At 66.4% G+C, this 14,463-nt stretch carries 13 protein-coding genes and 2 pseudogenes; 13 read left to right on the top strand and 2 right to left on the bottom strand.

The genetic code is table 11. The features are described from left to right. Positions 1-16 precede the first annotated feature (16 nt). The 7 genes and pseudogenes from ACGFIZ_RS15370 to ACGFIZ_RS15340 form a co-directional block, all read left to right on the top strand. The gene (locus ACGFIZ_RS15370) at positions 17-166 is read left to right on the top strand and encodes a hypothetical protein (protein WP_393419610.1); all 150 of its coding nucleotides are present in this window, start codon (positions 17-19) and stop codon (positions 164-166) included. Between the two features lie 51 nt (positions 167-217). Then, positions 218-799 (top strand): HIT family protein, encoded by a 582-nt coding sequence (locus tag ACGFIZ_RS15365; RefSeq protein ID WP_393419608.1) that lies wholly within the window; start codon positions 218-220, stop codon positions 797-799. After that, positions 799-1,620 (top strand): phytanoyl-CoA dioxygenase family protein, encoded by an 822-nt coding sequence (locus ACGFIZ_RS15360; protein WP_393419781.1) that lies wholly within the window; start codon positions 799-801, stop codon positions 1,618-1,620. The genes ACGFIZ_RS15365 and ACGFIZ_RS15360 overlap by 1 nt, the downstream gene beginning before the upstream one ends. Beyond that, positions 1,617-2,567: a hypothetical protein gene (locus ACGFIZ_RS15355; protein ID WP_393419606.1), complete on the top strand. Its 951-nt coding sequence runs from the start codon at positions 1,617-1,619 to the stop codon at positions 2,565-2,567. Before ACGFIZ_RS15360 ends, ACGFIZ_RS15355 begins: the two co-directional genes overlap by 4 nt. A gap of 175 nt (positions 2,568-2,742) precedes the next feature. Beyond that, positions 2,743-4,140 carry a D-arabinono-1,4-lactone oxidase gene (locus ACGFIZ_RS15350; protein WP_393419604.1) on the top strand — a complete coding sequence of 466 codons (1,398 nt, stop codon included), beginning with the start codon at positions 2,743-2,745 and terminating at the stop codon, positions 4,138-4,140. Positions 4,141-4,192: 52 nt separating this feature from the next. Beyond that, positions 4,193-6,292, top strand: coding sequence for an NAD-dependent DNA ligase LigA (gene ligA, locus ACGFIZ_RS15345; protein WP_393419602.1), 2,100 nt, complete (start codon positions 4,193-4,195; stop codon positions 6,290-6,292). Positions 6,293-6,305: 13 nt separating this feature from the next. Then, positions 6,306-6,398: pseudogene (locus ACGFIZ_RS15340) on the top strand (IS5/IS1182 family transposase); the annotation flags it as partial. Positions 6,399-6,467: 69 nt separating this feature from the next. On the opposite strand, the gene ACGFIZ_RS15335 reads toward ACGFIZ_RS15340, so the two are convergent. Further along, the gene (locus ACGFIZ_RS15335; RefSeq protein WP_393419600.1) at positions 6,468-6,662 is read right to left on the bottom strand and encodes a hypothetical protein; all 195 of its coding nucleotides are present in this window, start codon (positions 6,660-6,662) and stop codon (positions 6,468-6,470) included. Between the two features lie 205 nt (positions 6,663-6,867). Between ACGFIZ_RS15335 and ACGFIZ_RS15330 the strand changes: the two genes are divergently transcribed. The 6 genes and pseudogenes from ACGFIZ_RS15330 (at position 6,868) to ACGFIZ_RS15305 (ending at position 13,422) form a co-directional block, all read left to right on the top strand. Continuing rightward, positions 6,868-7,347, top strand: a complete 480-nt coding sequence (locus tag ACGFIZ_RS15330; protein ID WP_393419598.1) for a GNAT family N-acetyltransferase — start codon at positions 6,868-6,870, stop codon at positions 7,345-7,347. 782 nt (positions 7,348-8,129) lie between these two features. Next, a pseudogene (locus ACGFIZ_RS15325) lies at positions 8,130-8,234 on the top strand (XRE family transcriptional regulator); the annotation flags it as partial. Between the two features lie 1,045 nt (positions 8,235-9,279). Then, a complete protein-coding gene (locus ACGFIZ_RS15320; protein WP_393419800.1) occupies positions 9,280-9,447 on the top strand; it encodes a hypothetical protein in 168 nt (55 codons plus the stop codon). After that, positions 9,444-10,343 carry a PfkB family carbohydrate kinase gene (locus tag ACGFIZ_RS15315; RefSeq protein WP_393419779.1) on the top strand — a complete coding sequence of 300 codons (900 nt, stop codon included), beginning with the start codon at positions 9,444-9,446 and terminating at the stop codon, positions 10,341-10,343. Before ACGFIZ_RS15320 ends, ACGFIZ_RS15315 begins: the two co-directional genes overlap by 4 nt. 74 nt (positions 10,344-10,417) lie before the next feature. After that, a complete protein-coding gene (locus tag ACGFIZ_RS15310; protein ID WP_393419596.1) occupies positions 10,418-10,777 on the top strand; it encodes a hypothetical protein in 360 nt (119 codons plus the stop codon). Positions 10,778-11,472: 695 nt separating this feature from the next. Beyond that, the gene (locus ACGFIZ_RS15305) at positions 11,473-13,422 is read left to right on the top strand and encodes an EAL domain-containing protein (RefSeq protein WP_393419594.1); all 1,950 of its coding nucleotides are present in this window, start codon (positions 11,473-11,475) and stop codon (positions 13,420-13,422) included. 126 nt (positions 13,423-13,548) lie between these two features. On the opposite strand, the gene ACGFIZ_RS15300 is transcribed toward ACGFIZ_RS15305, so the two are convergent. After that, positions 13,549-14,373: an SAM-dependent methyltransferase gene (locus tag ACGFIZ_RS15300; RefSeq protein ID WP_393419592.1), complete on the bottom strand. Its 825-nt coding sequence runs from the start codon at positions 14,371-14,373 to the stop codon at positions 13,549-13,551. Between the last annotated feature and the right edge of the window lie 90 nt (positions 14,374-14,463).

Below are 14,463 nucleotides of genomic sequence, written 5' to 3'. Positions count from 1 at the left end.
CAGCGGTGACAACAGTGTGCCATCGGCGCTCACCGGGCTCTGGGGCCTGGGCCACCTCGCCACGCTCGTCCTGTTCGACCGCACCGCCAACCATCAGCTGAGCGCCGATCACCCGATCGCGGCACCGCCGGCACGGCCCCTTTCCGATCACCACCCGGCCGCCTGAAGCCGGCGGACCAGCCGGCACCGCCCCGCAGTATCGATCGCCCCCTGGGCCATGTCTTCATGCCCGGCTGCCCTCCGACTCGCGGGCAGTTCCTCTAGAGAAGGCCCCTTACGCCATATGTCCTTTAACTTTGATCCCCGGTGGTTGTCTCGATACCCGGCGCAAAATCCGGTCGGCGACGCGGTGTCCTCCTGCGTGTTCTGCGGCATTGCCCTCGGCGAGGTGGAAGCGCACGTCATAGCCGAGACAGCGGACACCTTGTGCTTCCTGGACCATCTCCCGGCGACCTACGGGCACGTCCTCGTTGTTCCCAAGCAGCACTTCCAGGACCTGCTCGACATTCCGGAAGAGTCGTTCCAGCACGTCATGGCAACCGCGAAGCAGGTAGCGATCGCTCTGCGGGACTCGTGCGGCGCGTCCGGCATCAACCTGGTTCACGCCACCGGTCAGGCCGCCCATCAGACCGTCTTCCACTTCCACGTCCACGTCGTGCCGCGCTACGACGGCGATTCGATCGTCGTCTTCCCTCGGCTGGCCGATCCGGCCCGCAAGCACGAGGTCGCACAGCGCCTGCGCACGGCGCTCAACGCCCCACAGCCGTCCAAGACCGAGGCAGAAAGCAGCCAACCGTGATGATTTCACCGGACGACGCTGTCGCCCAGTTCACCGAACAGGGCTTCGCGCTCCTCAAGCAGGCCGTCCCGGACAGCGTCGTCAGCACGCTGGATACGGCCGTCCGCAGGCTTACCGACGACCGCGGCCCCGCCCTGACGCACAGCTCGTTCAACACAAACCCGGCCCTGACCCACGTGCGTGACGCCGCGAACATCGTCGCCGAGTACCACCTGCTCTTCGAGTGCGGCGCCCTGATGTCCGTCCCCCACCGGATCCTCAACGGGTCACTCCAGGTCTTGGGCACCGAGGTGCTGCGGCGGGGGATTTACCAGGAGGCCCACGAGCCGTGGCACCGCGACTCCGGGCCCTACCTGGAACGCCCGTACGACGAGCTCAACGGGCCGCTGCACCTCAAGGCCCAGGTGTTCTTGACCGACACTCGGCCCAAGGACAGCGGCAACCTCGTGCTCATCCCCGGCTCGCACCGGTGGCCGGCCAACTATATGGACGACGCCTACTGGAAGAGGGCGAACGACGCCCTCGCCCAGGGCTCGCTTCCCGAGGGCGCCCTGAGCATCCACGCGGAACCCGGCGACGCGGTCGTCTTCGGCAACACCATGTGGCATGCCGTGCTGCCCAACCGGACCCAGGAGCGACGCAGCGCGATCATCCGCTTCGGGCAAGCGTGGCTGCGCCCGTACGACCACCCCTGCGACCCCGCCACCGCGGCCGGCCACCTCTCTTCCCAGAGCCGTCGGCTGCTGGGTTACCACTCCAACACGGTCAACCCGGTGGACCTGTACAAGGACACGACGAGCAGCGAGAGCTGGGGCGCGTGATGACGGACTTGCCGCAGGTCGTCACCGTGCTCGGGGCGACCCGGAATTTCTTCAAGGTCGGCCACTACACGCTGCGTCGACTCGCCTCCGATGCGCCGCGGCTGACGCTACGCCTGGCCATTCCGGAAGCCCGGATCGCCGGACGAGCTGTGAGCGACCTCGAGGTACAGCTCCGGGACTGGGAGCCGGCGGAGCCGGCCTCGCTGGCCGAGGCGTTGGCCGGGACGGAGACCATGCTGATGGTGCCTCCGATCGACCGGCGAGTCGACATCGGCGGGATGTACCTGCAGGCGGCGCAGAAGGCCGGTGTGCAGAGAATCGTCTGCCTGGGCATCCAGTTCGCCCCAGGGCAGTGCACGATGGCCGACGAAGCGGCAGCGCTGGAAGCACTCCTGGAGAGGTCCGGGATCGCGTTCGACGTGGTCCAACTGCCCATGTTCCTGGAGAACATCCTCTACCAGTGCCAGTCGATCGCCGAAGCGGGGTCGTTCACCTTCCCCGTCGACGCCGACCGCCCGTTCTCCTACATCAGCTGCGACGACGCCGCCGATCTGTTCTGCCGCAAGATCCTGTCTCCCGACTCGGTGGATCTGAGCGGCGCCTTGATGAGCCATCACACGCAGGCGACCTGTGCCCAGTGGGCCTCGGCCCTGAGCCAGGCCTGTGGGCGGCCGATCACGTTCGTGCGGCAGGCAGACGAGCATTTCGTGACCAGCCTGGCCAAGTACGGTATGCGCCGCGGTGCCGCGGCGCAGGTCCTCGGTTTGTGGGGCCGGATCGGCGCTGAGGGGGACGCCCCGGCTACCCGGACGGCCGAGCAGCTTCTGGGACGATCCTCCACCGATCTTGAGACCTGGACGACGGCCCACGCCTGCTGCTTCGGCCCCGAGTTCACCTCGTGCCCCCATCCGCACCCGCCCACTCAGCACATGTTCGGTCCCGCCTGAGAGGCGGACTACCGGGCGCGGCGCGAGTCCCCGCAGGGCCCGCGCCGCACCCCGCCTCCAACTGCGGCCCGCGCTGCGGGGAGACGACAGCTTGTTCGAGTACAGGCATTCGGCACCGGGGCGCGACGGACGCTCTCCGCCCGGGTGCAGACCGAGACCACTGAGGACTTCCCCTATGACCCTCACCAACTGGGGCGGCAACGTCACTATCGCCGCCCAAGGCGGCTGGACGCGTATCACGTCCCTGGAACAGCTGGAGTCGATGCTGACGCGCGAGGAAGGAACCGTGCGCGTCCTCGGGTCCAGGTTCACCTACCCGGCCCAGCTGCGGTGCCCGGACGGGACTCGCGGCATCCTTCTCGACCTTCCCGGCCGCGGAGTCGGTGCGCTGCGTGGTGAGAACCTGTACGTCACCGGAGACACGCTGCTCGAAGACGTGTGGCGGGCGTTCGACAGCCACGGTCTGGAGCCGGCCGCATGTCCGCCAGTGATCACGAGCCAGACGGTCGCTGGCGCGCTCGCCACCGGCACCCACGCACAGGGTCTGTCCAGCGGCACCTTCTCCGACTGCGTGGCCGCCGTCGAGTTCATGGACGGGACTGGCACCCTGCACCGGCTCACCCCAGCTGACGCCGAGTTCGACGCGGCCGTGCTCAACCTCGGGTGCCTCGGCGTGGTCGTCGGCCTGGAACTTCGCGGTCGACCGGCAAAGGAGTTGCACTGCACCCGTTTCACCGCCTCGGAGGACAGCCTGCCCGAGCGCTACGCCGCCTGGAACCGCGAATCCGTGGCCGCCAAGAGCTGGTGGTTCACCGAGCACCAGGTCGCGCACACCTGGGTCGCCGACGACGACAGCTGGGCACCTACGGCCTCCGAGGCCCAAGGTCCGGCTGACCTGGACCGCATCGTGACCCGCACCCGCCGCCAACTGATGGCCGACATCGGCGACGGCCAGGGTCGGACGCCGGCCGCCCAGACGCTGGAGAAGTTCCTCGGCGCGAGGGACTCCAAGGGGACACTCCACGAGATCTTCAGGAACGGCATCCCGGCCCCGCAGCTGAACATGGAGATCGCCGTTCCCCTGGACGCCGTCCCCCGGGCGTACGCCGGTCTCAAGGAACTCCTGCGCGCCTCTCCCTACAAGCTGCACTACCCCGTTATCCTGCGCACCACCGGCCCAGCCCGCGGCCACCTGAGTCCCACGCTGGCAGTCCCGGCCACCTATTTCGGCTTCGTGTCCTACATGACCGCCGTCGGGTCGATCACCACCGCGCGTCCCTTGTTCGATGACATCCAGCGCCTGCTCTACGGTCTGGGCGGCAGGCCGCACTGGGGAAAGTACTTCACTCCAGAACTGCTGCCCGCCTCCAACACCGAAGGCTTCCACCGGTTCCGGCGCGCTCTCAGCAGGTTCGACCCACACCGACGCTTCGAGAACGACACCTTCTACCGCACGCTCGGGCTCTCCCCGGCACGACCCGGAACTGATGGACCGGCGCCGTTGCGCCGCACCCGCCTGCCGGGCCAGCGGACGGAACCCCGCCCGACTGCGCCCACCCGACACCAGGGGTAATCACACCAGCGCTACCGCCATGTTGTCAGTGGCACTCAGGAGAATGGGCGGCATGACGAAGCCTTCCACAGCGGCGCCCGCTGTCGACCTTACTGATGAGGCCGCCTACCTTGAAGCCGTCGCGCAGGCGCGGAAGGCCGCCGATGCCTACTACGGCTCCGGCGAATCAGGCCTGGACGACGAGACCTACGATCGGCTGCTACGCGGTATCACCGCCTGGGAGGACGCGCACCCCGGGCAGATCGCGGCCGATTCCCCATCCCAGCAGGTCGCGGCAGGAGTGACCGCTGGCGACGTCGAGCACACCGTTGCGATGCTCAGCCTGGGAAACGTCTTCTCCGACGAGGAGCTGACGGCGTGGGCCGTCTCGCTGGAGCGGCGGCTGGGCGGAGCGGTGGCAGGCTGGGCGGTGGAGCCCAAGCTCGACGGTGTGGCCCTGGCAGCCCGCTACCGCGAGGGTCGACTGGTTCAACTGGTCACCCGGGGCGACGGGACGACCGGGGAGGACGTGTCCCACGCGATCGGGGACATCATCGGCCTGCCCATGACCTTGACCGAGCCGGTCACGATCGAAGTGCGAGGCGAAGTCCTCATGACCGAGGAACAGTTCTCCGCCGCAAACGAGCTGCGCACCGCACACGGCGCTACGGCCTTCGCCAACCGCCGCAACGCCTCCTCGGGCTCACTGCGCGCCAAGGACCGGGCCTACAGAATCGGGCAGACCTTCCTGGCCTACACCGCACTAACCGACCCCGGACACACGGACGACCCCGCCCTCGCCAGACTCACCCACACCCAGCTCGTCGCCCGCCTGGCCGCCCTCGGACTGGGGACGACGGCCGACACCCCGCTCGCCACCCGGGCCTACGCGACCCTTGACCAGGTCGTGGACCGGGTGCACGAGATCGGCGCACTGCGCGCGCAGCTCGACATCGAACTCGACGGTGCCGTGATCAAGGCCGACAGCCCCGCCGACCAGATCCGGGCCGGAATGGGCTCCCGCACCCCGCACTGGGCCACCGCCTTCAAGTTCCCGGCCGCCCAGAAGATCACCGTGCTGCGCGCCGTGGAGTGGAGCGTGGGACGCACCGGCGTGATCGCCCCACGCGCCGTCCTCGACCCCGTGGACATCGCCGGCACCACCATCACCTACGCCACTCTGCACAACCCGGCCGACATCGCCCGCCGCGGCCTGATGCTCGGAGACCACGTCATCGTCTACCGAGCCGGCGAAGTCATCCCCCGCGTCGAAGGCGCGGTCGCCGGCCTCCGCACCGGCAACGAGCGGCCCATCGACTTCCCCGAACTCTGCCCGCGCTGCGGCTCCGGCATCGACCGCAGCCAGGAGCGCTGGCGCTGCGCGCGGGGACGCGCCTGCGGCCAGAAAGAGGCGATCCGGTACGCCGTCGCCCGCGACGCGCTCGACATCGACGGCCTCGGCGAGAAGATCATCGTGCAACTCGTCGACAAGGGGTTGATCGAGGACTTCGCCGACCTGTTCACCCTCACCCGCGATCAGCTGCTCACCCTGGACCGCATGGGGGCCAAGAGCGCCGACAACCTCATGGCCGCCATCAAGGCCGCCAAGACCAAACCCCTTAATCGCGTCTTCTGCGCCCTCGGCGTCCTGGGCACCGGCCGTTCCATGTCGCTGCGCATCGCCGCGCACTTCGGCTCCATGCAGGCCATCCGAGACGCCGATGCCGTCGCTCTAGGGCAGGTCCACGGCATCGGGAACGAGAAGGCCCCAGTGATCGTAGAGGAACTGGCCGACCTTGCCCCGGTCATCGACAAGCTCGTCGCCGCAGGTGTAAATATGAACCAGCCCGGCTTCGTTCCCTCTGCCCCCACAGATGCCGAGGCCGATGCGGAGACGTCCGCCCAAAAGGCGAAGAACGAGCTGCCATTGGCGGGCATGACCGTGGTGGTAACCGGCGCGATGACCGGGCCCCTCTCGGACCGATCCCGGACTGAGATGACCGAACTGATCGCCAAGGCCGGGGGACGCGCGTCCTCAAGCGTCTCTGCCCGCACCCACCTCGTCGTCGCCGGAGAGAACGCCGGCAGCAAGCTCGACAGGGCCCAGGCATTGGGCATCGAAACCATCACACCCGAGGAACTCGCCCAGCGCCTCGCTGGCCATCTGGCGTGAATAGGGGTGAATGACCGTCTATGGCTACTTCACCGCATGGACCAGCGCCGACATCTTCACCCAGCTCAACTACCAACTCACCGGACTGGCCCGCGCCCTGGTGGGCGCCCGGGTTTACGGTGCCCACCAGGGGTGGTGTCCCGGCCGTGGCTTGGTGGTCAGGCGGGGCAAGACCTCAATAGCTCGGGTTTTTGGCTAGCTCGTTGGCGTAGGCGCGCGCGTCGATGGCGTCCAGGACGGCCAGTTCGGCGTTGTCATCGACGTGCCCGAGGGCCGGTTGGTCCAAGACTGGGTCCAGGACATGGAACTCGCGGGAGTCGACGGCTTCGCCATCACCACGAACATCGACCTGGGCGTAGCCGGCTTCCACCCTCTCGACCAGGCACAACTCATCAGGTCGTGGACCAAACCTCCGGTCGCGGTCTCCGGCGGCTTCGAACCAACCGACGTCGAAGCCAGCAGACGACGCTCTGGGACATCCTCGTCGTCGGTCGCGGAGTCACCGACTCCCTGGACCCCGCCGTCGCCGCGCGGGACCTCGCCGCATCGATCGCGCTCACCGAAGGAGACCGCTCATGATCATCACCCCGCTCACCGTCGACCGGATCCCCGACCTCGAGAAACTGCTGGCACTGGGAGAGCCGTACATCAGGCTGCGTGGCTCATCGGACTACTGGCTGCACGCCACGCTGTTCGCCAACACCTGCCCACTCGCCATCACCGACGGACAGGTCGTCGGCAGCGTGATCGCCTTCCGAAGCCAGGTCGACCCGTCAGAGATCTACCTGCAGGACGTGATGACGCACCCCAACCACCGCCGCATAGGAATCACGCGGGCGCTCGTAGAAGACGTTCACCGCCAAGGCTCCCTCTGGGGATGCCAGCGCCTCTTCCTCACATCGGAACCCGACAACCACGCCGCGCACAAAGCCTGGCTCGCCATGGGCTTCAGCAACGTTCCCGGAGACACCACGGAGCAGGGCGTGTCCGTGATCTACAACTACAAGGGGCCAGGGAAACACCGCGCTGTATATGAGCGACAGATCGGCGCCTAGCATCACGCAACCCGCGCAAACCATCGCCAGCAGTCCCCCATCGCGCTGCGAGCCGGTGATCAAACTCAGGTTGGATCAGGAGGCCGATTCCTTCGGCGTCGGAATCGACAGGGCCGAGCGAGAGTTCCAGGGACGAGATCCGCCACTGGTACACCCACCGCGACCTGCTCGATGTCCCGGCGAGACCGTCATCCCCGAGACCAGCACTCTCGAACAGACCGTCATCACGATCCTGCACGCCAGCGGCCTAACCGCCGTCGCACCGCAGATGCCCTGCCCACTGCGCTGCCGGCACTGCGCCCGTGAATCCAATCAGACAGCCGCCGCTGCGGTGGCACCTTGACAAGCGCATGCCGGGCCCACGCCGCACCGCAGTACTGGCATCTCAGACCCGCCCATCCTCACCGTGAGGCGCTCACCGCCATGGGAACTGCCCGCTGGGGTCATCGGCCCCCACTGTGTCTGGCTCACACGATGCGCCACCGACGGCAGCACCCACCTCGCCTGCGTTACCTCGATCGCTACGCGCCGCAGCTGCGCATCGCTCTGCACGTCGCCCGGCCTTGGCGGGCAGCCGCCCGTGGCGGGACCATCTATCAGCGGCGGCGCGTGAACGACGCGCGCAGCCACGACCGCGCGGTAGGGTAACCATTCGCATCGAAGGCCGCCTCTTACGGTGTTCGTCCCCTACGCAACGCCGACCGAGGCGCGATGGCCCGGGGAGGCGACGGCGATGGCAGACCCACACGAGGTGAGCGAGGCGTGGCGCGCTCGGCCAGCAGTTGGCCGGGTACCGCAAGGCAGCCGGCTACACCCAGCACTCATTGGCGCCCAGGGTGCTCAGCGGTCGCAGCACGATCGCGAACACCGAAGTCGGACGGCAGCACGCGGACCGAGCCTTCTGGAGACGCTGTGATGAGGTCCTCGACACCAACGGCGCACTCACAGCCGGGTATGACCAGGTCGCTGCCCTCCAGCAGCGGTACCGGCGGGCCAGGGGCACGGCAACCTTCACCACTGCGCTGACCGAGGCGGACACGGCCCTGGTGTCCGGCGCACACGGCGGTCCCGCAGGCGAGACGGATATCGTGATGGCTGTGGCAGACGGGCGAGGCCGACAGGTTCAGGTCAGCCGCCGTGCGCTCCTGCAGGCGGTCCCCGGCGGTGTGGTGGCGTCGCTGGCAGGTGTGGATCCGCTGGCTGCGGCGACGCGGGCGGCCCAGGTGGATCCGGCCATCGTGGAGCACTTCGCGGTACTGCGCTTGGTGCTCGTGGAATCCGACAACCGAGTCGGCGCCGCAGCAATCCTCCCGACAGCCCGGCAACAGCTCGGTCACATCGCCGACTACCGCCGAGCTGCCCGAGGTAGCCTGCGCGACACGCTGTTGAGTACCGAGGCGCGGTGGGCGGAGCTCGCCGGCTGGCTCAGCGACGACCTGGGCGACCGCGACGCAGGCGACTGGTGGCTCGCCCAGGCATTGACCATGGCCCAAGAAGCCGGCGACATCGAGTTCACCGCCTACGTGTTCGCCCGCCTGGCGCAGCAGGCCACAGACGCCACCGACCAGGACCGGGTACTCGGACTCGCCCGTGCCGCCGAACGCGCCGGCAGCACCCGAAAGCAGGTACGCGCGTTCGCGGCGGTGCAACGCGCGCACGGCCACGCCGTCGAAGGCGACGCCGGCTCTTTCCGCGCAGCCATCGACGATGCCCAGCACCTCGCTGCCGCCACCGAAACAGATGACAATGGGCTCGGTTCGTTCTGCACCACGGCGTACGTATGCGCGCAGGAAGGCGATGGCTGGCTTCGGCTGGGCCACCCCCGCACCGCCGTCCGATGCTTCCACCAGGCTCTCGACACATGGCCGGAGACCTATCGGCGCGAGCGGGGCCGCTATCTGGCGCGCACCGCCGTCGCCCACGCTGCCACCGGTGAACCCGAGCAGGCCGCTGCCGCCGCCCTCACCGCACTCAACCTGGCCCGCCTCACCCGATCAGCGCGAGGTCACCGCCGTCAGCCGTCAGCTCACGGCGTTCTCCACCGAGCCCGGAGTGCAGCAGTTGCACGCCGCCCTGGCCGCCTCCACAGCGACGGCATGACCGACAACCCCAAGCCCAGCCACCGCGTCGATGTCGCCTTCGTCGGCCGGGCCAACATCGACCTGACCATCCACGTACCCCACCGCGCCCGACCCGGCCGCACCGCCGTCGGCTCGTCCCTGACCGCCAGCGCCGGGGGTAAAAGTCTCAACCAGGCCATCGCCGCCGCCCGCTGGGGCGGACGCGCCGCCCTGATCGCCAACGTCGGCGCGGACACCTGGGGCCACCAGATCACCACGGCGCTGGCCGACGTCGACGTCGACACCCACCACGTCCGGCTCGTCCCCCACGCCACCACCGGGGCAGCCATCATCGAGGTCACCCCGGACGGCGAAAGCTACATCACCCTCGCCCTCTCACCCGCCACCGAACTCACCACCGACGACATCCACCGCGCCACCGCCGCCCTCGCCACGGAAGCGGTGATCGTGCAGCTCGACCTCCCGCCCGAACCCGTGACCACACTGCTGGGTCACCGCCGCGCGCCGATTGTCATCGGCAACCTCGTCCCCCACCCCGACCTCGACCCCACGCTGTTGGCACAGCTCGACGTCCTCGTGGTCAACCAGCACGAGGCCGCCGCCATCCTGCGCACCGCCACCGGCAACCCCCTCGACGCCGCCGCCGCGCTGCAGCGCCTCGGGCCCCGCACCGTCGTCGTCACCGCAGGCCCCAGCGGCGCCGCCTTCATCCACCCCCACGGATCCGGCACCATCCCCGCACCTGCCGTCCCGGTCGTCGACACCACCGGAGCCGGAGACGCATTCCTCGGCTGTCTCGCCCTCGACCTCGCCCGCCACACCCCGCTGCCCGACGCCATCACCACCGCCGTCCACGCCGGCTCCCGCACCGTCGGACACAGCGGCGCCCACACCACGACACCCCAGATCCCCTGATGGGAACTCTTGTGCGAAAACGGCTAGGCTAGCCGCTACCCCAGTCACCAGCACCCAGGCGGTGAACCTTGCCTATGCTGGGGACGATCATCGTCGAGAGTCTGGCCCTGAACACCGCGATCGACATGCCGTTGACCCTGCAGCGCATCCACCGCATCCCGGCCTGGAACGCCGCCGGCAACCAACCCGCCCAGTGGACACTGATCGACTTCACCTGCCCCGACACCGCAGGAGACGAACTCTCCCGACAGCTCGCCAACGCGCTGGCACCTGGACGCTGGTACGCCGACTACGCAACCGATACCACCAGCTGGGTTGTGTTCGCCGGCCGCATCTTCACCTATCCGCGAGGCGACGACACTGGCCGACAGGAAGCAATCACCTACGCCCGCACAGTCGGCGTACCCGACGCACAACTGGATTGGCACCGCTGACCGCACAGCCAGCCAGACCTGCGCCGTCCCCGATCCGCACGGACCCGGAGATGCGTGGCCTCGCCCCGCGCGTTGAGCGGCTTCCGCTGCCCAACGACGGTGCACCCTAGCACCACCGGAAGGTTGGCGTAGGGCGGGATACCACGACGATCACCTACGATGGTCGCTGGAGGAGGCGAGGGAACATGGGATTTTGGATAAGGCCATTGACATGGGGGACATCCTTCACTGGCTTCCTGGCAGCGGCAGTCATCACCTGTCTAACTCTGTCTTGGCAGAATCCCGGATCGTCCGGCTTGTTCGAGTTTGTGGCCTGCACCTTACTCATCGCCGCCAGCCAGTATTGCGGATTCACAGTTCCACCGTCGCACGCGGTCCGTGTTCATCCTACGCTCACAGCGATCATTGTCACGACGCTGATCCTTCCGCCCGCATGGGCGCTTCTGGGAATCCTTGTTGGCATGACTGCTGGACAGGTTCTCCGCGCGGCGGGACGAAGGCGAAGGCGTCATGGAGGCCCAACCGGCGTATACGAGGCCTACAAATTTGCAACTTCGGCGTTCGCCGCAATCATTGCTGTCGAGCTGGCTGCACGCGTTACCGGGACATCGCCGTCTCCGTTTCCACCGCACGCCCCATGGTGGATGGTACCCGCAGTTGCTTTTATCCCGGGGTTAATAGCCACGGCGGCGGAAATGGCCATCGAGACGACAGCCACCGCCCTACGGACGCGCGCCAACTGGTTCGACGTCGCACGGTCGGCATGGATCTTCCGGCTGACAATCGCTGGCCTGCAGGTCACCATGGCCAGCATGTTAGTGGGGATAATTTCTGCTCACCCAGGCGCGCTGCCAGCAATTCCAGCCGCGTTCCTCGTTACGTGGGCCATCTATCGCCAGATCGTCAAACTGGTCGCAGATCGGCGTGCATGGGAGCACATACTAGCCATCTCGGACGCACTGTCGGACCACGACCTGACGACGGTCCTACAAACCGCCACGCACGGGGCGGGCCATGTGTTCTCTGCTTCAGCAACGGAGATCGAACTACAGGTAGCCGGTCAAGAGTCCAGGTTAGTCCGCGCATACGACACCAGCCCATACGATGGTCCACCGAACGGCGCTGAGCCACTGCCCATCCGCCCGTCGAAGATGCTGACAATGGCCGGTCCTGGCTTCCACTTCCACTTTCGTCTGTACGCGGCCAATCCCAACATCCGCTCTTCCAAGCACGGGGCGCGAATCCTTAACGCCTTCGCGGCGACCCTCACGACAGCAATAGCCAACGCCCTCAAATATCAAAGCCTAAAGCACTACGCCTTTTGCGATGCACTCACCGGCCTACCGAACCGTCGAGGGCTTATAGAAGACCTGCAACGGCGAGCCGGTGAAGAGTTCGCCGTTGCAATCGTAGAGATAGGAAATCTTAAGGAGATTAGCAGCGCCCTCGGACGCTCCGCAAGCGATGAGTTGTTGCGAATTATCAGCGACCGACTCCTCCCCCAAGCGGAAGAGTCGCATATCGCAGCGAGAGTTGGCGGCGATTGTTTCGCACTAGTCGTCAGCCAACCGCACGCCAGGGACGCAGTGGCCTATATCGAGGGCATCCTTCGGCGCACACGTCTCGCGGTCGACATTTCGGGAATTCTGACTACAGTACGGGCACACGCGGGTATGACGTTTTCGACAGTTGAAGATACGGTCGAGGCAGTGCTCGATCGTGCCACCGATGCATTGACGCGCTCCCGCAGGGAGATGTTTCAGCCCATCGGAATCTCGCTCCTGAACGGTGTCTCCGCACAGGGCGACGTACGCAGACGAAAGCTGCTCACCGAACTACCGGACGCGATACAGGCTGGCCAGATCCGCGCCATGTACATGCCAGTGGTCGATCTCATTTCTGGCGCTCCGGTCGCGATCGAGGTCACGCCTGAGTGGCTGCACCCGCAACACGGAGAGCTTCCAAGCTCGGAGTGGTCAGAGCTTGCACGAAGGGGCGGACTGACCGGCCAACTAACAGCAGAGATGCTTCGGCAAACTCTCTTGGCGGCGGAGGTCTGGCGTGCCGCCGGGTTCGATCTACCTGCCGCACTTACCGTGTCCGGGGAAGAATTGTCGCTAGACCACCGCTTACCCGCGCGGATCTTCGGTCAACTCCTAGGAGCCGGAACCTCGCCAGATCGCCTCATACTGGAAGTCGCGGAAACCGACCCCATAGTAGACAGCTACATCCTAGACGAGCTTCGTGCGGGCGGAGTCATGCTCGCACTCAAAAACTTCGGTAGTGGGCGTTGCTCACTGGCGACACTGGGTCGGATATCATTCCAGGGCGTCATGATTGATCGGTCCTTCGTAGCCGACCTACATTCACGGCCCGCCGCCGTCGTAGCCAAAGCAGCCGTGGTTTTGGGCGGCGACCTCGGCGTCAATGTGGCTGCGGAAGGCATCGAGTCGCACGAACAACGCGTACTTCTCGCAAGCATGGGATGCCGTTTTGGCCAAGGACCATTGGTCGGAGGACCAACAAAACTAACGACTTTACTTGCGACGCTCAGAGAAGGCAAAGATTCCCCTCCGGGGCTAGCCCTGCCACCGCTCTCCAGCTCGGATCTGGTCGTTCCTCTCATGAGCCGACGCGCGTCATAGCCGTCACACCGGCGAATCATCCAGCGGCTACGATCAGCGGGCGTCCCCGTCGCGCTTCCTAAGACAGCAAGAGTGCAAGCGGGGACGCCACGACGCGCTCAATCGCCAATTCCGCTTGAGCCTACGTTAAAGTTTTTGCGCCGCCCCCGCCAGTGAACCCGACTGGACAGGGTCCGAGACAAACCAGTCAGGATCGTCGGGACCCAACTCCGGCCGCCATTGCGGCAGCCACACCAGGCCAGGATCGATCAGTTGGAAATCACCAAAGAATCCCAGAACCTCGTCGTAACTCCTGACGACCGGCTTTGGGGCTTCCGATTCCCGAAATGCCGTCTGTATCTTCTGCGTTTGACTCTCCGCGTACGACTCTCGGGCGCCGTGAGCCAGCACCAGGACACTGCCGGGTGCTAGCCTCTCGCGCAGTCTCGCCATCGCTTCATAAGGTCGGTCATCGTCCGTCAGATAATGCAGTAGCGCTACGGCCAAGAGGACGACAGGCCGGTTCAGGTCAACAACCCGGTTAAGCTCCTCATCCGCCAACACTGCGTCTGGATTGCGAGCGTCGCCCAGGATGGCAACGGCATCCGGATTGTCGCGAAGAATTTGCTGGCCGGTCATGACCGCAACAGGATGGATGTCAACATATACGACGCGAGCATCTGGACGATGCGCCTGCGCTATTTCATGAACGTTCCCTGTTGCGGGGATTCCAGAACCCAAGTCGAGAAACTGATCGAACCCCTCATTAGCAAAATGCCGCACGGCCCGCCGCAAGAATGCCCGCGAGGTCTTGGCCATCTTAGCCATCGCCGGAATGACCTCAAGCGCCTTAGCAGCCAACTCGCGATCAGCGGGAAGATTGAACTCGCCGCCAAGCAGCGCATCATAGAGGCCTGCAGGCGTTGCGCGCCCCCCTCTCTCTGGCGGCGGAGTCCAGTGTGACCGTGTCATGAAGTCGCGCCTTCCTCGTTAGGTCTGACCGGAAGGGCATTCCCGATCCTGCCTGTACTTACGACCTACTTAACATGACCTGCGCGCCCG

The organism is Micromonospora sp. NPDC048830 (assembly GCF_043198215.1).
GTDB lineage: Bacteria > Actinomycetota > Actinomycetes > Mycobacteriales > Micromonosporaceae > Micromonospora.
The sequence above is the reverse complement of the archived record's forward strand: the minus strand, read 5'-3'. Positions and strand labels throughout refer to the sequence as shown.